23 protein-coding genes are annotated in these 19,385 nt (G+C 54.6%); 5 read left to right on the top strand and 18 right to left on the bottom strand.

Annotated elements, in window-relative coordinates; genetic code table 11:
• Positions 1-150 precede the first annotated feature (150 nt).
• From E2H98_RS18135 to E2H98_RS18070, 14 genes are all read right to left on the bottom strand, one after another.
• Positions 151-954: a TatD family hydrolase gene (locus E2H98_RS18135; RefSeq protein WP_232475431.1), complete on the bottom strand. Its 804-nt coding sequence runs from the start codon at positions 952-954 to the stop codon at positions 151-153.
• 14 nt (positions 955-968) lie between these two features.
• Entirely contained in the window at positions 969-1,331 is a 363-nt protein-coding gene (locus E2H98_RS18130; RefSeq protein ID WP_133587114.1) for a PilZ domain-containing protein, read from the bottom strand.
• A gap of 33 nt (positions 1,332-1,364) precedes the next feature.
• Positions 1,365-2,312: a DNA polymerase III subunit delta' gene (gene holB / locus E2H98_RS18125; protein ID WP_133587113.1), complete on the bottom strand. Its 948-nt coding sequence runs from the start codon at positions 2,310-2,312 to the stop codon at positions 1,365-1,367.
• On the bottom strand, positions 2,309-2,923 hold the full coding sequence (gene tmk, locus E2H98_RS18120) for a dTMP kinase (RefSeq protein WP_133587112.1): 615 nt from the start codon (positions 2,921-2,923) through the stop codon (positions 2,309-2,311). Before tmk ends, holB begins: the two co-directional genes overlap by 4 nt.
• Positions 2,923-3,948, bottom strand: coding sequence for an endolytic transglycosylase MltG (mltG, locus tag E2H98_RS18115; RefSeq protein WP_133587111.1), 1,026 nt, complete (start codon positions 3,946-3,948; stop codon positions 2,923-2,925). The genes tmk and mltG overlap by 1 nt, the downstream gene beginning before the upstream one ends.
• Positions 3,945-4,796, bottom strand: coding sequence for an aminodeoxychorismate lyase (gene pabC, locus E2H98_RS18110; RefSeq protein ID WP_157591457.1), 852 nt, complete (start codon positions 4,794-4,796; stop codon positions 3,945-3,947). Before pabC ends, mltG begins: the two co-directional genes overlap by 4 nt.
• An 88-nt stretch (positions 4,797-4,884) precedes the next feature.
• On the bottom strand, positions 4,885-6,123 hold the full coding sequence (gene fabF / locus E2H98_RS18105; RefSeq protein ID WP_133587109.1) for a beta-ketoacyl-ACP synthase II: 1,239 nt from the start codon (positions 6,121-6,123) through the stop codon (positions 4,885-4,887).
• 105 nt (positions 6,124-6,228) lie between these two features.
• A complete protein-coding gene (gene acpP / locus E2H98_RS18100) occupies positions 6,229-6,465 on the bottom strand; it encodes an acyl carrier protein (RefSeq protein WP_133587108.1) in 237 nt (78 codons plus the stop codon).
• 207 nt (positions 6,466-6,672) lie between these two features.
• Complete coding sequence (gene fabG / locus E2H98_RS18095) at positions 6,673-7,425, bottom strand: 3-oxoacyl-ACP reductase FabG (protein ID WP_133587107.1); 753 nt, start codon at positions 7,423-7,425, stop codon at positions 6,673-6,675.
• Positions 7,426-7,440: 15 nt separating this feature from the next.
• Positions 7,441-8,364 carry an ACP S-malonyltransferase gene (gene fabD / locus E2H98_RS18090; RefSeq protein WP_133587106.1) on the bottom strand — a complete coding sequence of 308 codons (924 nt, stop codon included), beginning with the start codon at positions 8,362-8,364 and terminating at the stop codon, positions 7,441-7,443.
• 31 nt (positions 8,365-8,395) lie between these two features.
• Positions 8,396-9,358, bottom strand: a complete 963-nt coding sequence (locus E2H98_RS18085; protein WP_133587105.1) for a beta-ketoacyl-ACP synthase III — start codon at positions 9,356-9,358, stop codon at positions 8,396-8,398.
• Positions 9,355-10,386, bottom strand: a complete 1,032-nt coding sequence (gene plsX / locus E2H98_RS18080; protein WP_133587104.1) for a phosphate acyltransferase PlsX — start codon at positions 10,384-10,386, stop codon at positions 9,355-9,357. The genes E2H98_RS18085 and plsX overlap by 4 nt, the downstream gene beginning before the upstream one ends.
• 36 nt (positions 10,387-10,422) lie before the next feature.
• A complete protein-coding gene (gene rpmF / locus E2H98_RS18075; protein ID WP_133587103.1) occupies positions 10,423-10,587 on the bottom strand; it encodes a 50S ribosomal protein L32 in 165 nt (54 codons plus the stop codon).
• A 15-nt stretch (positions 10,588-10,602) separates the two neighbouring features.
• Positions 10,603-10,980 (bottom strand): YceD family protein, encoded by a 378-nt coding sequence (locus E2H98_RS18070; protein ID WP_157591456.1) that lies wholly within the window; start codon positions 10,978-10,980, stop codon positions 10,603-10,605.
• 211 nt (positions 10,981-11,191) lie between these two features.
• On the opposite strand from E2H98_RS18070, the gene E2H98_RS18065 reads away from it, so the two are divergent.
• Together E2H98_RS18065 and tcdA are read left to right on the top strand one after the other, a co-directional pair.
• A complete protein-coding gene (locus E2H98_RS18065) occupies positions 11,192-11,770 on the top strand; it encodes a Maf family protein (RefSeq protein WP_133587101.1) in 579 nt (192 codons plus the stop codon).
• Positions 11,771-11,837: 67 nt separating this feature from the next.
• The gene (gene tcdA, locus E2H98_RS18060) at positions 11,838-12,656 is read left to right on the top strand and encodes a tRNA cyclic N6-threonylcarbamoyladenosine(37) synthase TcdA (protein ID WP_133587100.1); all 819 of its coding nucleotides are present in this window, start codon (positions 11,838-11,840) and stop codon (positions 12,654-12,656) included.
• On the opposite strand, the gene E2H98_RS18055 is transcribed toward tcdA, so the two are convergent.
• Positions 12,613-14,226: an aminotransferase class V-fold PLP-dependent enzyme gene (locus E2H98_RS18055; protein WP_162848133.1), complete on the bottom strand. Its 1,614-nt coding sequence runs from the start codon at positions 14,224-14,226 to the stop codon at positions 12,613-12,615. The two genes, tcdA and E2H98_RS18055, sit on opposite strands and share 44 nt — an antisense overlap.
• 114 nt (positions 14,227-14,340) lie before the next feature.
• On the opposite strand from E2H98_RS18055, the gene E2H98_RS18050 reads away from it, so the two are divergent.
• Positions 14,341-14,694 carry a DUF3592 domain-containing protein gene (locus E2H98_RS18050; protein ID WP_133587098.1) on the top strand — a complete coding sequence of 118 codons (354 nt, stop codon included), beginning with the start codon at positions 14,341-14,343 and terminating at the stop codon, positions 14,692-14,694.
• A gap of 130 nt (positions 14,695-14,824) precedes the next feature.
• Entirely contained in the window at positions 14,825-15,049 is a 225-nt protein-coding gene (locus E2H98_RS18045; protein ID WP_157591455.1) for a DUF3330 domain-containing protein, read from the top strand.
• Positions 15,050-15,123: 74 nt separating this feature from the next.
• Here E2H98_RS18045 and leuB read toward each other — a convergent pair whose 3' ends face one another.
• The 3 genes from leuB to leuC all read right to left on the bottom strand — a co-directional run bounded on the left by leuB (position 15,124) and on the right by leuC (position 18,316).
• Entirely contained in the window at positions 15,124-16,191 is a 1,068-nt protein-coding gene (gene leuB, locus E2H98_RS18040) for a 3-isopropylmalate dehydrogenase (RefSeq protein ID WP_133587096.1), read from the bottom strand.
• Positions 16,192-16,255: 64 nt separating this feature from the next.
• A complete protein-coding gene (leuD, locus tag E2H98_RS18035; protein WP_133587095.1) occupies positions 16,256-16,903 on the bottom strand; it encodes a 3-isopropylmalate dehydratase small subunit in 648 nt (215 codons plus the stop codon).
• Positions 16,904-16,912: 9 nt separating this feature from the next.
• A complete protein-coding gene (gene leuC / locus E2H98_RS18030) occupies positions 16,913-18,316 on the bottom strand; it encodes a 3-isopropylmalate dehydratase large subunit (protein WP_133587094.1) in 1,404 nt (467 codons plus the stop codon).
• A 135-nt stretch (positions 18,317-18,451) separates the two neighbouring features.
• Here leuC and E2H98_RS18025 point away from each other — a divergent pair, with 135 nt between their 5' ends.
• Positions 18,452-19,321 carry a LysR family transcriptional regulator gene (locus tag E2H98_RS18025; protein WP_133587093.1) on the top strand — a complete coding sequence of 290 codons (870 nt, stop codon included), beginning with the start codon at positions 18,452-18,454 and terminating at the stop codon, positions 19,319-19,321.
• Positions 19,322-19,385: the final 64 nt, after the last annotated feature.

The raw sequence follows: 19,385 nt of genomic DNA, 5'->3' as shown, positions 1-19,385 counted from the left end.
CCGTATTTTGGGTGTGTGTTGTCAGTCTGCAGTCCGTGTGTTGTTCTCTGTTGATGTGTTGGTAAATTTCCTTGAGCTGAATACGAGCCACTCGTGGCTCTTTCCCCTGACCCGAGCCTTGAGCTCGGGCTTTTTTTGCCTACAAAAAACTCAGTTCAGGGAAATTCTCGGGAACAAGCGCAGGAAGTTGGCGGTGGTCAACGCCGCCAGCTCAGCTACCGAGCACTTTCGTTCGCGGGCAATGCACTCGGCGACATTGAGCACAAACGCCGGTTGATTTGATTTACCCCGATGCGGCACCGGCGCCAGCCAGGGCGAATCGGTTTCGATTAGCAAGCGATCGGCGGGTACATTTCTGGCCACTTCGCGCAGCGATTCGGCATTGCGGAAGGTGACAATGCCAGAAAGGGAAATATGGAAGCCCAGCTCCAGTGCCGCTTCGGCCATCTGCCAGCTTTCGGTGAAGCAATGCAGAATACCGCCGATTTCGGCAGCGCCCTCCTCGGCCATGATCTGCAGCGTATCGTCTTGAGCTTCCCGGGTATGGATGATCAGCGGTAGCTGCAGCTCACGCGCCAACCGGATATGGGCCCGAAAGCTCTGCTGCTGGGCGCTCTTGCTATCGGCGGCGTAGTGATAATCCAGCCCGGTTTCGCCAATGGCCATGACTTTGGGGTGCTTGGCGGCGTCTCGCATCCAGTCGATATTCTGCTGGTGTATGCCTTCGTAAAGCGGATGTACGCCAACCGTGCAGGAAACATCATCGTAACGCTCGGCAATGGCCAGCACGTCCGGAAAGCTTTCACGTTCGACACCGATATTCAGGAAATGCCGGACACCCAATTGGCGAGCGGCGTTCAACAACTCATCAAGGGTTTGGCCGGCGGGCAGTTCCAGCCGGTCGAGATGACAGTGGGAATCAATTAATTGCATAGTCTGAGTTGAGGCTGGCATGCCGCCAGCCTCGCTTACATCGTGTGGGTGGGTTTGTCGGAGTTCAGTGCACCAGCCAGATAGGCTTCAATCTTGGTGCGCACCTGACCGTTATCCTGATTGGAGAACTGCACGCCGATACCGGCCGCGCGATTGCCCTGGGCGCCTTTTGGCGTTACCCAGATGATTTTGCCAGCGACCGGCAGTTTTTCTTTTTCTTCCATCAAGGTCAGCAGCATGAACACCTCATCGCCGATGTTGTACTGGCGATTGGTCGGAATGAACAGGCCGCCGTTTTTGATGAACGGCATATAAGCGGCATAAAGCACCGCTTTGTCTTTGATCGTCAGCGACAGAATGCCGTGACGCGGACCACCGGGAGCGGCGGCATTATCCATCTACATCTCCAAACAACAGGGACACCTGTAAGGTTAAGCCTTACTATGGCGCAGGAAAGCGGTGAAATCAAACCATTGCACCAGCACCGAGGTCAAGAGTAGCGCACCGTTTAATGCCGGATTGCGGCGATACGCCAGGGCTGCCTGCTGCACCGTTTCTGCAAAGCCATCCCAGAGACTCGCCGGCAATGGGCCTTCATGTTGGAGGCTTTTTTGCAAACCTCCAATAACGATGCGATGCAAACTGGCCAGCGCCAGTTCGATATCGCTTTGGCCAGCCGCCACTTCGGCGGCACTTGCCTGGCCTCGGGCGATCGCTTTCAAGCCCTGCTCCAGCGCCTCGACCTGTTGTAATGCGCCTTGCTGCCAACGTAGTTTCACCAGCAACGGCGCACTGGCACTGATCTGCAGCAGTTTCTCGGCGGTTTCTGGATCGAGATCCGGCAAATCTGCCCCCAGAAATTGGCGTGCCTGTTCGCTTGATGGTGCAGCGACCGGCATGCGCTGGCAGCGACTGCGAATTGTCGCTGGCACCTTGCTCAAATCATCGACAACCAGCACGATCACGGTATTGCCGCCCGGCTCTTCCAGTGTTTTCAACAAGGCATTGGCGGCGCCAATGGTCATCGCTTCCGCCGGCTCGATTAACGCGACCCGAAATCCTGAACGATGGGCGCTGATCTGCAAGCTGACCGACAGCTCACGAATCTGTTCGATACTGATGCTCTGCTTGCCCTCGACAATCGATACGGCGTGAAAATCCGGATGACTGCCTGCCTGAAACAGTAAGCACTCTTCACATACTCCGCAGGCTTCATCAGTTTGCGCCCGGCACAGCAAACGTTGCGCATAGGCTTTGGCCAACAAGCGCTTACCGATACCGATCGAACCATGCAACATTGGCGCATGATTGACGCGTTGCTGTTTGATTGCCTGCAGCAAGTGCTGAAACGTCGGTTGTAACCAAACCGGTAAACTCATTTCGGCACTCGCTGTTCGAGTACATGGGCAATATCCTGCTGCACCTGTTCCAGCGTTTGCGCCGCATTGATCACCATGATTCGTTTCGGGTCCGCTTTGGCGCGCTGCAAATAGACGTTTCGCACCCGCTCAAAAAATGCCTGTTGCTCTTGCTCAAAACGATCCAGATCGCCGCGCTTTTTTGCTCGTTCCAAAGCATCGGCCGGCGCCATGTCGAGCAAAAAAGTCAAATCTGGCAAAAAGCCTTGCAATGTCCACTGGCTGAGCGCATCGAGTCGTTGCATCGAAATACCACGGCCACCGCCCTGATAGGCATAACTGGCGTCGACAAAGCGATCGGAAAGAACAACAAAACCATTCTGCAAGGCTGGGCGAATTTTCTGGGCGACATGTTGCGCACGAGCAGCAAACATCAACAACAACTCGGCATCATCGCTGACTTGTTCCTGGCGCGGCGCCAGCAATAATTGCCGGATTTCTTCGGCAAACGGTGTGCCGCCCGGTTCACGGGTAACCACCAACTGCTTGCCGCGGTTGATCAGCCAGTTCTGGATAAACGCCAGATTGCTGCTTTTGCCGACACCCTCGGTGCCTTCCAGAGTGATGAACATCAGCGTCTTCTTTTTTGTCGCAAGGTTTTCAAATAATCGGCCACAGCCCGATTATGTTGTTCCAGTGTCGCCGAGAATACATGACTGCCATCGCCACGGGCGACAAAATACAAGGCCTCGCCATCGTCCGGATGCAACGCCGCGTCAATTGACGCACGGGTCGGCATCGCGATTGGTGTTGGCGGCAAACCGCCACGGGTGTAGGTATTGTAGGCGGTGTCGGTGCGTAAATCTTTCTTGCGGATGTTGCCATCATACGACTGCCCCATTCCGTAAATAACGGTCGGGTCGGTTTGCAGCCTCATGCCGCGCTGTAAACGACGAACAAATACGCCGGCAATCTGTTGGCGTTCGGCCGGCACGGCGGTTTCCTTTTCGACAATGGATGCCATGATCAATGCCTCATAAGGCCATTGATAAGGCAAATCCGCTTGGCGTTGTTGCCAGGCTTCATCCAGTTCTTTTTGCAGACGTTTATGGGCGCGGCGCAAAATGTCGAGGTCCGACTCGCTGGCCGTATAGCGATAGGTTTCCGGATAAAACTGGCCTTCCGGATGCAGTCCGGGAGAACCTAACGCATCCATCAGCGCGACATCATCCATCGCTGCCGTTTGCTGCTGCAAATGCGGAGCACGCTGCAAGGCCCGGCGCAGATCGTAAATGTTCCAGCCTTCGATAATCGTGAACGGATAACTGAGCACATCGCCCTTGATGATCCGCTGCAACAAACTGTGCAAGCTTTCGCCGGCCGGCAAATGATATTGCCCAGATTTGATCGCCGCCTGTTCCGGGTAGCGATGGAAATAAAAGCGGTAATACGGTGATGCCGTGATCCAGCCGCGTTGCTGCCAATCGCGTAGTAACTGGCTGGCGGAAAATCCTGGCGGCACTTCATATTCGACGCCGTTCGGTTCGAGCTGCACCGGTTGCTCACTGAGCGCGCGCAATTCGAGAAAAACAAACACCGCTGCCGCCAACAAAACCAGCGAGGCTAAGATCAACAGCTTGAACAGGCTTCGAATCATGGGCTCGAATTCCGTTGCTGGCGTAACGGTGCAATCAACCGCTGTTGCAATTGCCGGGTCAATGCGCCAATCGGAAAAGTCTGTTCAGCAACCCGCGTCACCGGTACGACACCGATGACACAATTGGTCATGAAAACCTCGCGCGCCGTCTGCAAAATATCCGGCATGAAATCGGCGATTTGCACCGACAGACCTTGCAGTTCAGCATCAGCCAACACCATGCTGCGCATGACACCGGCAACACCTGACATATGCAAACTCGGCGTGCATAACACACCGTGCTGATCAACAAAAAACAGATTGGCACAGGTACCCTCAATCAGAAAACCATCCTGATCACACATCAATCCTTCGGCAAAGCTATCGTCATGCCATTCCGCTCTGGCCAGAATCTGTTCCAGCCGGTTGCCATGTTTCAATCCGGCCAGCAATGCGTGTTGCGAAAGCCGCGCTGTGCAGTGACGGACCGCAATACCGTTCTCAGCCCAGGAGTTCACCATTTCAGGCCAATCGCGCAAAGAGAGATAACGATGACTTTGTATCGATGCCGGCACCCGGTAACCACTGGCACTCTGACCGCGGGAAATCATCACCCGCAGTACCGCTTGCGAAACGCCATCACAGGCACGCGCGATGTCATGGCGCAATGCCGACCAATCAACAGAAGCAATTTTCAAACGCTCAACCGACTCCTGCAAACGGCGCCAATGGGCGTCGAGAAATTCCGGCAGGCCTTGGCTGACCGCGATCGTGGTAAAGCAGCTGTCACCGAACAGCGCTGCTCGATCGTCGATCGGCATCGTTGTCGATTCCTTGCTGTCGAACCAGTGTCGCGGCATCGTGGTCATCACACCTACGTTATCGAACGAAAAGAAAAACCCGTTTGGCCGAAACCAAACGGGTTGCATTGTACTGAAAATTGCCCGTTACCGAATGTCAGACGCGTTTGAAAATCAGCGTACCGTTGGTACCACCAAAACCAAACGAGTTCGACATCGCTATATTGACCTTGGTGTCACGTGCGGTATGCGGCACGTAATCCAGATCACAACCTTCGTCCGGGTTGTCGAGATTGATCGTCGGCGGCAGCACATTGTCCTGAATCGCCATGATCGCGACAATCGCTTCGACTGAACCAGCGGCGCCAAGCAGGTGACCGGTCATCGATTTGGTTGAGCTGACCGGTACCTTATAAGCCTGATCACCGAACACACTCTTGATTGCGCGCGTTTCGGCCAAATCACCAGCCTTGGTCGAGGTGCCGTGGGCATTGACGTAATCAATGTCTTCCAAACGCAAACCGGCATCGCGAATGGCGTTGGCCATCGACAGCGCCGCGCCTGAACCGTCTTCCGGCGGCGATGTCATGTGATAGGCATCGCCACTCATGCCAAAGCCAATCAGTTCGGCATAAATTTTCGCGCCGCGCTTTTTCGCGTGCTCGTACTCTTCCAGCACGATAACGCCAGCGCCGTCGCCAAGCACAAAACCGTCACGGTCCCGGTCCCACGGGCGCGAGGCTTTTTCCGGCGCGTCGTTACGCGTCGACAAAGCACGCGCCGCACCGAAACCGCCCAGACCTAAATTGGTCGTGGCCATTTCAGCACCACCTGCGACCATGACATCGGCGTCGCCATAGGCGATAACGCGGGCACCGTGGCCAATACAGTGAGCACCAGTCGTGCAGGCCGTGACAACAGCCAGGTTTGGACCGCGCAGACCGTACTCAATCGACAGGTTACCGGCAATCATGTTGACAATTGATCCGGGCACAAAGAATGGCGACATTTTGCGCGGCCCGCCTTCGAGCAGCGCATCGTGATTTTTCTCAATGGTGTACAAGCCACCGATACCGGCACCGACGATGACTCCGATACGCCCCGCATTTTGTTCAGTGACTTCCAGGCCACTGTCGCGGAACGCCTGAATGCCGGCGGCCATACCGTACTGGATGAATAAGTCCATCTTTCTGGCTTCTTTGGCTGACATGTAATCTTCGGCATTGAAGCCTTTGACTGGCATCGAAAAACGGGTGTTGAACGCCGAAGCATCCAAATGCGTTACCGGTGCGGCACCGCTTTTGCCCTCTTTCAAACCCTGCCAGCTGTCTTTGACGTTAAGACCCAATGGCGTTAGCGCGCCAAGGCCCGTCACCACGACTCGTCGTTGGACCACGTGGTGTTACCTCCCTTGGTGACTTAAGAGCGTAGATTTTAACCGCTCCATAGGAAAACGGGCGACTTTTGGGGTCGCCCGCTGAATCAATGATGCTTGCAATGCTTAGTTGCTGTTGGCCTTGATGTAGTCAATCGCGGCTTGAACGGTGCTGATTTTCTCAGCTTCTTCGTCCGGAATCTCGAGGTCAAATTCTTCTTCGAGGGCCATCACCAGCTCGACGGTGTCCAGCGAATCAGCGCCCAGATCGTCAACAAAAGAAGCCGCTGGGTTTACATCTTCTTCTTTCACGCCCAGTTGCTCAACAACGATTTTCTTGACGCGTTCTTCGATAGTGCTCATGGATTCCAAATCCTCTAAAACAAGAGAGGCAGCTAGTTTATGGATTCAGCCCGGCTTTGCAAGACTGAACCTTCTGGTCGGCTGCTGGTTCGACCAGAAAAAAACTATGGCGAATCAGTAAGATCGTCATAGTTTACCGGCAAGATGCTGCATTTTCCTTACAACATTACAGAATTACAAGCACCTGCCTTAAAATGATTGGCCGGATCAGGCCATATTCATGCCGCCATTGACGTGCAGCGTTTCACCGGTGATATAAGCACCGGCATCGGACGCCAGGAAACCAACGGCAGCGGCGATATCTTCGGCTTTGCCAAGACGAGCCAACGGGATCTGCGTCGACAGTTTTTCTTTCTGGTCGTCAGACAGCGCGTGGGTCATGTCGGTTTCAATAAACCCTGGCGCCACAACGTTGACGGTGATGCCGCGCGAGCCGAGTTCACGAGCCAGCGACTTGGAAAAACCGATGACACCGGCTTTGGCCGCGGCGTAATTGGCCTGGCCCGGATTGCCCATGGTGCCGACAACGGAGCCAATGGTGATGATCCGGCCCCAGCGCGCTTTCATCATGCTGCGCATGCAGGCTTTCGATAAACGGAATATTGACGACAAATTGGTGGCAATAATGTCATCCCACTCATCGTCTTTCATCCGCATCAGCAGATTGTCGCGGGTGATACCGGCATTGTTGACCAAAATGTCTGGCTGCTTGCCAAAACCGGCCTCGATATCGGCCAGCAATTTTTCAATCGACGCGGGATCGGCCACGTTGACGACCAAACCTTTGCCACTGATGCCGTGGGCCTGAAAATAGGCGCTGATCGCTTCGGCGCCCTGCTCGCTGGTGGCAGTGCCGATAACGGTTGCACCTTGCTTACCCAGCTGCTCGGCAATGGCTTTGCCAATACCACGGCTGGCGCCTGTAACAAGCGCCAACTTTCCGTTCAATTCGAGTTTCATATTCTTGTTCCCTAATTAACCGTTCAACGCTGCTTCAAACGCTGCTGCATCCTGAATGCTGACGGCCGCCAGCGCTTTATCAATACGCTTGGCTAGCCCTGCCAGCACTGCGCCGGAACCACATTCAATCAGGCGATCTACGCCGTCACCGACCAGTTTCTGCACCGATTCGGTCCAACGCACCGGGTTATATAACTGGCGCACCAATGCATCGCGAATGCGTGCCGGGTCCGATTCCAGTTTGACATCAACGTTGTTGACGACCGGTACTTTCGGACCGACGACAACCACCGTTTCCAGCAATTGCGCCAGACGCTCGGCCGCCGGCTTCATCAGCGCACAATGCGATGGCGCCGAAACGTTCAGTGGTAGAGCTCGTTTAGCGCCTTTAGCTTTGCAGGCTTCCATCGCCCGTTCAACGGCCGCCGCATTACCCGCGATAACGACCTGACCAGGCGAGTTGAAATTGACCGGTGACACGACTTCGCCTTGCGCCGCTTCTTTGCAGGCAGCGTGAATGTCCTGATCATCCAGACCGAGAATCGCGGCCATTTTGCCCTGCCCTTCCGGCACCGCTTCCTGCATGAAACGGCCGCGGGCTTCGACCAGTTTGACGGCATCGGCAAATACCAGCGACTCCGCACAAACCAGCGCTGAATATTCGCCAAGGCTGTGGCCCGCCATATAGGAAGGCATCAGGCCGCCCTTTTCACGCCACAAGCGATAAATCGCCACGCTGGCCGTCAACAATGCCGGCTGGGTCCGGTAAGTCACTGCCAAATCCGACTCAGGGCCGTTCTGGCATAGCGACCAAAGATCATAGCCAAGCGCTTCCGACGCCTCGGCAAAGGTATCTTGAATAATCGAGTGCTCGGCAAAGCTGGCCAGCATGCCCACACTTTGTGAGCCCTGGCCGGGAAAAACGAATGCTGTAGACATGGTATTCCCTGATCGTGAAGAAGCTTGCGTGTTAGAAACGCATCAACACCGAGCCCCAAGTGAAACCGCCACCGAAGCCTTCCATCAAAATGGTTTGACCGCGCTTGACCCGACCGTCACGAATGGCCGCGTCAAGTGCCAGCGGTATTGATGCACTGGAGGTATTGCCGTGTTTGTCGATAGTGACCACGACGTTATCCATCGACATATCCAGCTTGTTGGCGATGGCTTGAATAATGCGCAGATTGGCCTGATGCGGAATCAGCCAATCGATATCAGACTTCTGCATGCCGTTGGCGGCCAGTGTTTCATCAACGATGTTACTCAACGTACGCACCGCCACTTTGAACACTTCATTGCCGCGCATTTGAATGTAGCGTTGTTCATCCTTGTTCGGCCCATTTGGCATCGGATTCGGACAGAACAACAACTCTTCGTAGGCGCCGTCAGAGTGGATATGGGTCGACAATATTCCGGGTTCTTCGGAGGCACTGACTACCACAGCGCCTGCACCATCACCAAACAGAATGCAGGTGCCGCGATCTTCCCAATTGATCAGACGAGTCAGGCATTCGGTGCCGATGACCAGCACGTTCTTGGCGTTGCCAGCACGGATATAACTGTCGGCAACCGACAGACCATAAATAAAACCGGAACATGCTGCCGTCAAATCAAAAGCGGCGACACCATTGAGTCCCAAGCTGCGACCAATCAATGTCGCCGTGCTCGGAAACACACAATCCGGCGTTGCGGTACCCACGATGATCAAATCAATGGCTTTGGCATCGAGGCCAGCGGCTTCGAGCGCGCGCTGAGCCGCTATAGTGCCCATCGTTGCCGCCGACTCGTGATCCGCGACGGCACGACGTTCGCGAATCCCGGTACGCTCGACGATCCAGGCATCATTGGTTTCGACCAGTTTTTCCAGATCGAAATTGCTGACGACTTTCTCAGGCAGGTAACTGCCGGTACCGGAGATTTTCGAATATTTCACGCTTCCGCCCTGCTGACGAGAATGGACTCAAGTTCGCTTTTGATCTTCTGCGGCACATTGAAATGCACTTCTTTTATCGCCGCTTCAATCGCGAAGACAATCGCTGCTTCGCTGGCACCGCCATGACTCTTGATCACGATGCCATCCAATCCTACCAAACTCGCCCCATTATACTGGTCGGGGTTGACTCGGTGTTTGAAGGCTTTTAGCACCGGCATCGCCACCAAGGCAAACAGCTTGTGCAGAATGTTGCGCTTGAATTCGGCACGCAACATTTCCATGACCATTTTGACAATGCCTTCGCTGGCCTTCAGCACCGCATTACCAACAAAACCATCGCAGACGATGACATCAGCTTCGCCGGCATAAATGCCATCGCCTTCAACATAACCTTTGTAATTGATCGCCGGTGTCTGGCTCAGCAATGCCGCGGCTTTTTTCACCTGATCATTGCCTTTGATTTCTTCTGAACCGACATTCAGCAAAGCCACCGTTGGCGAGCTCAAACCATCTACGGCACGAGCGACGACCGAGCCCATGACCGCAAACTGAAACAGCGCTTCCGCTTCGCAGTCGACGTTGGCGCCCAAATCGAGCATATGGCAATGACCCGAAGCGGTTGGCAGCTTCGTACAAATGGCTGGGCGATCAACACCAGGCAGCATTTTGATGACAAAACGAGCAACGGCCATCAGTGCACCGGTGTTACCAGCAGACACGCAGGCCTGTGCATCACCATCCCTGACCAATTGCAGGGCGATGCGCATTGAGGAATCTTTCTTTGAACGTAATGCGACCGACGGCTTGTCATCCATCGCGACCACTTGGGTGGTATGACGGATGCGAACACGTGCGTGATTTTCCGCGTGTTTGGCGCGCAGACGTTCCTGGATTTGCGCTTCATCTCCAACGAGAATCAGGTGTAAATCCGGATAGCGGTCAAGCGCAGTCAGCGCAGCGGGAATTGTAGCTGGGGGGCCGTAATCGCCCCCCATGCAGTCGATCGCCAGAGTGACGGTTTTGGTCACGATGGCTCCACTTATTGTTGTGGTTTTGAATCGAAATTAGATGACTTTGCGGCCGCGGTAGAAACCGTCAGCGGTCACGTGGTGACGACGGTGGGTTTCACCGCTTTCTTTATCCACCGACAGCGATGGACCCGTCAGGGCGTCATGACTACGGCGCATATCGCGACGTGCGCGTGACTTTTTGTTCTGTTGAACAGCCATTTTTAAAACTCCTCACTACTTGCTCGATTTTTTCAAGCTCGCCAGAACCGAAAAGGGATTCGGTTTTTCGCTCGCCTCAATTTCATCATCTTCGCGCAGCAGCGATTCCGCTACCGCACATTCACCCGGCGCGTGATGAGCAACGACCGGCAAACTCAAAATCAACTCGTCTTCGAACAACGGCAGCACCGACAACTCTTCATCGTCGGCAATCACGGCATCGTATTCCGTAATCTGTTCCGCCTGCTCTTCATCCGGCACGACACACAAGGTAAAGTCGTGATCGATCTGAAAAGTCATTTCCGTCAGACAGGTTTGACACAACAACTGTAAATCCGCACTGACATGTGCAATCAACAGCGGTCGTTTGACCTCGTCCAGTTCGCCGCGCATCTGGCATTGAACAACACCAGAATCACTCGCCAACAAGGGCTTTAACCGTTCAAAATGTGCGACCGGCAAAGTTCCGGAAAACGACGCCTGGATACTCGCAAATTTGACGGGAGCGATACGCTCTGGGGGTCTGTGCTCACGCATAAGGGCGCGATCATATAGTCGAGATCGGTTTCCGTCAAAAATTTTTGTGTTTTTAGGGACTTATGATATGAACCCCGTGCGACTGGTACTGGCCTCCTCCTCCCGCTACCGGGCCGCACAACTGTCCCAGCTGGGACTTGCGTTCGATACCTGCTCCCCCGCTGTCGATGAGGCTTCATTCCCCGGTGAAACCGCGCCGGCATTGGCCTTGCGACTGGCTGAGCAGAAGGCGGCGGCAGTTGCCAACCGCTTTCCAGATTCCTGGATTCTGGCCGGGGATCAGACCGCGACCTGCCAGAACCAGTTGCTTACCAAACCCGGCACCTTGGCCAATGCTCGCCGCCAATTGGAGCATATGCAGGGACAGATCAGTGAATTTTATAGTGCATTCTGTCTGCGGACACCGACCGGTCAACATCTACAGGTCGTCACCACCAAGGTAGTCATGCGCCCGCTGGAGCTACCCATAATTGACCGCTATCTGGCGGCGGAGCAGGTACTGGACTGCGCTGGCAGTTTCAAAGTCGAGGGTTTGGGTATTGCGCTATTTGAATCGATACAAGCCGACGACCCAAGCGCCTTGGTAGGTCTTCCACTCATCGCCGTCGCCGAAGCGTTTCGTCAGTTTGGTTGGCAGCTGCCATAACTGACCCACGAATTGACGTAGGCGTGATCGTTATAATAGTGAGCAATATTTCTAGCCCGGAATTGCCATGAATGACTCGTACGCCGAACGCTTCGGCGGTATTCAGCGTCTGTACGGCGCCAGCCAAGTCGAACGTTTTCGTCAGAGCCATGTTTGCATCGTCGGTATAGGCGGTGTTGGTTCCTGGGCGGCTGAGGCAATTGCCCGCACCGGCATTGGCCGAATTACGCTGATCGATCTCGATGATATTTGTGTGACCAACACCAATCGGCAAATTCAGGCCTTGAGCAACACCATTGGCCAGATGAAAACCGATGTGTTGGCCGAGCGTATTCGAGCCATCAATCCGGCATGCGAAGTCATTGCGATTGAAGACTTTTTGACCGCTGAAACCCTGGATGAGTATCTGAGCAGCGATTTCGATGTCGTTATCGATTGCATCGACAGCGTCAAATCGAAAGCCGCGATCATCAATGCCTGCAAGCGTCGAAAAATTCCACTGGTCACCGTTGGCGGCGCCGGCGGCCAGATCGACCCGACCCGAATTCAGGTCGCCGATTTGGCCAAGGCCTATAACGATCCGTTACTGGCTAGGGTGAAAACCACATTGCGACGCGAATACGGCTTTCCGAAAGGAGAGAAAAGCAAATTCGGCGTTGAATGCATTTTCTCCAGCGAAACACTGAAATACCCGCAACTCGATGGTAGCGTCTGCGCAACGAAAGTGGCCAACACGGAAGGCGGAGCCATGAAGCTTGATTGCAACACCGGTTTTGGTGCCGCCGTCATGGTCACCGGCAGCTTCGGTTTTTTTGCGGCCGCACGCGCCATTGAAAAGCTGCTCAAGAAACCTCGGCCGCAACCTGCTGGCGAATCCTCTCAATAATGGCGCGCACGCCGTTGTTGCGAGAAGCCGACAAATGCGCGGTCAAACCCAGTTGATTCAGTTCGGCGGCCAAATCCATTGCCAGAATTTGCTGACTGCTTTTGTCATTGACCAGCGTTGACAGCAGCGCACCGATGCCACGAATAATTCGTGCCTCACTATCGATCGCAAAAGTCCATTGTTGCTGCTGGTATTGACCAACCAGCCAGGTGGAGCTGTCGCAGCCCTGCACCTGATTCGAGTCGTGATGTGGTACCGGTACCGGCAACGACCATTGCTTGCCGAGTTGCATCAACACGCGATTTTTCTGCTCCCAGCTTCTGGCTTGTTGCATCAGGCTGATTGGGTTGTCGTTAACCTGAGCGGTGCTTTTTGTTGAGGCCGACAAATCGTTCAAGGTATTCAGCAAGGCATTGATATCGTTTTCGTCGCTATAAAGACCCAGCGATACCCGCAACAATGCCGGCTGTTGCAGACGTGCCAGCAATGGCATCGCACACAGCTGCCCCGCCCTCAGTGCAATGTTGCGCTCATTCAACAGCGACGCGACATCGCTCGCGTGCCACGCTTCAACAACAAAGCTGCTGATCGCCGCGCGCTCACCAACTTTAATCAGTCGGTGGACATGACGAATATCATCCAAGCCTTTGTCGAGCATTTGCAGCAATTTCTGCTCTTGCGCATGGAAAGCCTGGCGATCAAGCGTGCCGAGCCAGCGCAGCACTTCGGCAAACGCCACGGCTTCGATGAAGGCCGGCGTTCCCGCCTCAAATTTCAGAGGGGCCTGCTGAAACTCGGCAGAAAACTGCTGCACACTCGTAACCATTTCACCGCCGGTCAGCCACGGCAGCATCGAAGCCAGAAGTTGTGGTTTACCGTACAGCACACCAAGACCGGTTGGCCCGTAAAGCTTGTGCGCCGAAAACGCCAGAAAATCACAATCCCAGGCGCGAACATGTATCGGTTGGTGCGCGACGTATTGCGCGGCATCAACCAGGACTTTCGCTTGATGTCGATGAGCGGCGGCAACAATCGCTGGGATGTCATTCACAATACCGAGCGCATTCGACATCGCGGTAACCGCGACAAAACGAACCGGCGTGGAAAAAAACTCGTCGAGTTTGCTTACATCAAGCTGATGCTCAACATTAAGCGGTAAGAACACCAGCTCGGCACCGGTGCGCTGACAAACTTGCTGCCAGGGAACCAAATTGGCATGATGCTCGAGCAACGACACGGCAATGCGATCACCAGGCTTCAACATCGGTTCAACGAAGCAGCGCGCGACCAGGTTTATCGATTCAGTGGTGCCACGAGTCCAAACCATCGAGCTGGCATTCGCGCCGAGAAAATCGGCGACGGTTTGCCTGGCTTGTTCAAATGCATCGGTCCACTGATTGGCAAGCCGGTACGCAGAACGATGTACATTGGCAACGCCCTGGCAAAGCAGTCTGCTGTAGGCGTCAATCAAAACCCGTGGCTTCTGGGTCGTGGCGGCACTATCCAGATAGACCGGATGATTGGGCAGGGAAAAAAAGGGAAACTCGGACTTCACTTCGAAAACCAACATGCCGAATCGAGCCAACATTCTAGCGGCATTTGTACGGGGCGTCGCCGATGCGTGATGGCATCGACAAAGAATTACCGCTATCGTTAACGCAACCAGGGCAAGGAGCGAACACGAATGTGGAGCCTGTTGCTACCCATTATTGCCGTGCTGTTCGGCATCGTTATTGTCGTGATTGTCCGACAGCGGCAAATGGCCAAGCTGGTCGAGCGCGGGCGCGAAGCCCAAGCGCAAGTGGTCAGTTGTCGGGTATTCAACAGCAATGGCCCACGCACGCTCCGCATCCGCTACCAGTTCCGCGATCAACACGGTCAGGAACACCACAATACCGTCACCCAAACTGCCGCCGACAGCGACGAGTTGAAGCCCGGCGACCCGTTTCCGATTGTCTACCTTCCCGACAGGCCCCGAATCAGTGCCAGTAAAGCGCTGATTGAACAAATCAAGCTGGCAATGAAAGCAAGGCAATAATCGCTATAAAACAGCCTGTTCTAAACGAGTTGTTGTTGAGACATATTGACTCTTTAACAAAGCGCACTTCGTAGCGGTATTTATGCTAATTCTTGGATATACCGAAAAAAGACGACGTCGCGAGGTAGTTATGGCTGTACCGAGACACTTTAAAAGCAATGGCGAATTCATTACCTTTTGCCAGCTTCAGCGCAACGAGGTACCGCTGTCGGTGCTGTTGACGCCGGAAGGTGAGGATTACACCGAGTTTTTCATTGGCCTGGAATGCTATGAAACGAGCTTCCATGAAAACCTGCAACAGGAGTTTCAGGCCCGGGTGCAGATGCTACAAAAGCCGGTCAAGGCGCTTTGGTAGCGGTTCTGGTAAACGATTAACAATAAAAAACGCGTAGCCAATACTGACTACGCGTTTTTTGTTTCGCGGGAAAATTACAACGCCGCGATAACGGCATCACCCATTTCGACGGTGCCAACGCGCTTGCCGCCTTCGGTGAAAATATCACCAGTGCGATAGCCTTGAGCCAGCACTTTCTTAACCGCTGCTTCGACCCGATCGGCCATCGCTTCTTCACCGAGCGAGAAACGCAGCATCATCGCCACCGACAAGATCTGCGCCAGCGGGTTCGCCAGATTCTTGCCGGCGATATCCGGCGCCGAACCGTGAATCGGCTCGTACAGACCCTTGCCATTTTCATCGAGCGAAGCTGAGGGCAGCATGCCGATAGAACCGGTCAACATCGATGCCGCATCGGAAAGAATGTCGCCGAAAATATTACCGGTAACCATGACATCGAATTGCTTCGGATTACGGATCAGCTGCATCGCTGCGTTATCGACCAGCATATGGCTCAACTCGACATCCGGATATTCTTTGCCGACTTCGGTAACGACATCGCGCCAAAGTTGAGTGCTTTCCAGCACGTTCATCTTGTCGACCGAGCAGACTTTCTTGTTGCGCTTGCGGGCCGATTGGAAAGCAACATGGGCAATACGACGAATTTCGCTTTCGCTGTAAATCATCGTGTTGAAACCGACGCGCTCGCCATTGCGCACTTCAATACCGCGCGGCTCGCCGAAATAAATATCACCAACCAGTTCGCGGATGATCAAGATATCAAGATTGGCAACAACATCCGGCTTCAGCGTCGAGGCGCCAGAGAGTTCTTCATAAACAATCGCAGGACGCAGGTTGGCAAATACGTTCATCGCCTTGCGAATGGCAAGCAAGCCACGCTCCGGGCGCTGTTCACGCGGCAGCGTGTCGTATTTCGGGCCACCGACCGAGGCCAGCAACACAGCATCAGCGGTCAGCGCCAGCTTCAGCGTTTCTTCCGGCAGCGGTTTGCCGGTGGCATCGACGGCGCAACCACCAATCAGGGCTGATTCGGTTTCGATCTTCAAACCGTCTTTTTTCAGTAGATCCAGCACCCGCACGGCCTGGGCCATGATTTCCGGACCAATGCCGTCACCGGGCAGCAGCAATACTTTTTTTGTCATGGATTAATCCTTGTATATAAAACGTAATTTATGCGGGCTCCAACGCGCCCGAATCAAAGGTGGTTTACTTCACCGCGCCAAATAGCCATGGCCGTTGTTCACGCCGCTGTTGCTCGTAAGTTTTGATCTGGTCCACATGCTGCAAGGTCATACCAATATCATCAAGGCCATTGATCAACACATGTTTGCGCGCTGGATCGATCTCGAACGGCACGGTCTGCCCGGTCGAGGTTTTCAGTTCTTCGTTCGGCAGATCGACGGTAATGGTATAGCCTTCGTTGTCTAAGCAATCGGCAAACAGCTGGTCGACGATTTTCTCGTCAAGCACGATCGGCAGAATGCCGTTCTTGAAACAGTTGTTGAAGAAAATATCGGCAAAGCTAGGCGCGATGACACAGCGGAAACCGTAATCAAGCAGCGCCCAAGGCGCGTGTTCACGCGAGGAGCCGCAACCAAAATTCTCACGCGCCAAAAGCACCTGCGCGCCTTTGTAGCGCGGTTGGTTCAACACGAAGGTAGGATTCAACGGCCGCTTGCTGTTGTCCATGCCGACCTCGCCATGATCCAAATAGCGCCATTCATCAAATAGATTCGGACCGAAACCGGTGCGGTGAATCGATTTCAAAAACTGCTTCGGAATAATGGCATCGGTGTCAACGTTGGCACGATCCAGCGGCGCGGCAATGCCGGTCTTTACAGTAAACTTTTCCATGATCGCTCCTTAAAACGTGCGCACGTCGACGAAATGGCCAGCAAGCGCGGCAGCGGCGGCCATCGCCGGGCTGACCAAATGGGTACGGCCTCCCTGACCCTGACGGCCTTCGAAATTGCGGTTCGAGGTTGAGGCGCAATGCTCACCCGGTTCGAGACGGTCGGCGTTCATCGCCAGACACATCGAACAGCCTGGTTCACGCCATTCAAAACCGGCTGCTTTGAACACTTTGTCCAAACCTTCTTTTTCCGCCTGTTGTTTAACGAGGCCAGAACCCGGCACCACCATCGCCTGTTTGATCGTGCTGGCGACTTTACGGCCTTTGATCACCGACGCGGCTTCGCGCAAGTCTTCGATACGGGAATTGGTGCAGGAACCGATGAACACGCGATCGAGTTTGATATCGGTGATCGCCTGTTCGGCTTTCAAGCCCATGTATTGCAGCGCGCGGGTAATGCCTTCTTTCTTGACTGGATTCTTCTCGTTGTCCGGGTTCGGCACTTTCGCGTAAACCGGCGCCACCATTTCCGGCGAGGTACCCCAGGTCACTTGCGGCTCGATATCAGCGGCGTTCAATTCAATAATTTGATCGTAATGCGCGCCGTCATCGGAATGCAGCGTGCGCCAGTATTCGACCGCTTTATCCCAATCGCTGCCTTTCGGTGCGAAAGGACGATCTTTCAGATAATCGATGGTCGTTTGATCGCAAGCAACCAGACCGACGCGGGCGCCGGCTTCAATCGCCATGTTACAAATCGTCATCCGGCCTTCCATCGACAACCCAGCGATCGTCTCGCCACCAAATTCAATCGCGTAACCTGTACCGCCTGCGGTACCGATTCTGCCAATGACTGCCAGCACGATGTCCTTGGCGCCCACACCAGTGCCGAGTTTGCCGGTCACTTTGACCAGCATGTTCTTGTTCTTTTTCTGCCACAGACATTGCGTCGCCAGTACGTGTTCGACTTCGGAAGTGCCGATACCGAAGGCCAGCGCACCGAACGCGCCATGGGTGGCGGTATGCGAATCACCGCAAACGATGGTCATGCCCGGCAATGTCGCTCCCTGCTCCGGGCCAATGACGTGAACAATGCCCTGACGAACATCATTCATCTTGAATTCGACGATGCCAAATTCGTTGCAATTGCTGTCGAGGGTTTCGACCTGGATGCGGGAAATCGGATCGGCGATGCCTTTATCACGACCTTCGGTCGGCACGTTGTGGTCCGGCACCGCGAGGTTGGCGTCGATACGCCAAGGTTTACGTTGGTTCATGCGTAGACCATCGAAGGCCTGCGGCGAAGTCACTTCGTGCAGCAATTGGCGGTCGATATAAATCAGTTCTGCGCCGGTTTCGGCTTGCAGCACGACATGCTCATCCCACAGCTTGTCGTATAAGGTTTTGGCTGTCATAGGCTTCCTCGTCTTTGTGTCCGACCACGCCGCAAACGGGCTCGTCGTTTACCTTAGCTGGTTTCATGCTAGCGAGCGGCGTACAATAACTCCAATTTAATTTTTTCATCTAAAGCATTCCTGATAGGAATACACATGGATCATGCCCTGCTCCGCGCTTTTGTCGCCGTCGCCGAGGCGCAATCGTTTTCGTTGGCCGCGCAAAGCCTGCACCTGACCCAACCGGCGATCAGCAAACGTATTGCCAGTCTGGAAGCCGAACTGGAGCAACGCTTGTTCGATCGGGTGGGTCATGATGTCTATCTAACCCCAGCCGGCAAAACCCTGCTGCCACGGGCCCAACAACTGCTGCTCGACATGCAGGACACCGCGACGGCGATTCGCAACTTAAGTGGCCGGGTCGAAGGTGTGCTGCGCATTGCGACCAGTCACCATATCGGCTTACGCCGGTTGCCGCGCATCCTGCGCGAATTCACCCTGCGCTATCCGCAGGTGACGCTGGAATTCGATTTTCTCGATTCCGAGCAGGCATTTCATGAAGTCGGCCAAGGCCAGCGAGAACTGGCGATTATCACGTTGCCGGGCACCAGCAGCGAATCGGTCGAAGCGATTCCGATCTGGCGCGAACGGCTGCTGCCTTGCGTGCATCGCGAACATCCGCTGGCAAAACTGAATCGGGTCAGTATTGAACAACTGGCTAGCCATCGTGCTGTACTGCTTGGCGGCCACACCTTCACCCAACAACGGGTCAACACTCAGCTGGCTTCGCTCGGCCTGGAGCTGGGCGAAACCACCAGCAGTACCTATCTGGAGGCCATCGCGATGCTGGTCACTGCCGGTCAGGGCTGGGCGCTGTTACCGGACATCATGATCACCGACGATCTGAAAGCGCTGAAACTGCAACCGATGATTCAGGTCGAACGCGCACTCGGTGTCGTCCATCATCGTAATCGCAGTTTGTCCAATGCGGCGAAAGCGATGATCGAGATGCTGACCAGTAGCTGATCGTCGAATGGTGTGAAAAGCGCTATTCGCGCACACTTTTTGCTACGCAACAATCGTAAGGTCA

The organism is Permianibacter aggregans, from assembly GCF_009756665.1.
In the GTDB taxonomy this organism is placed as follows: domain Bacteria; phylum Pseudomonadota; class Gammaproteobacteria; order Enterobacterales; family Permianibacteraceae; genus Permianibacter; species Permianibacter aggregans.
This window is presented reverse-complemented; position numbering and strand designations above follow the sequence as displayed.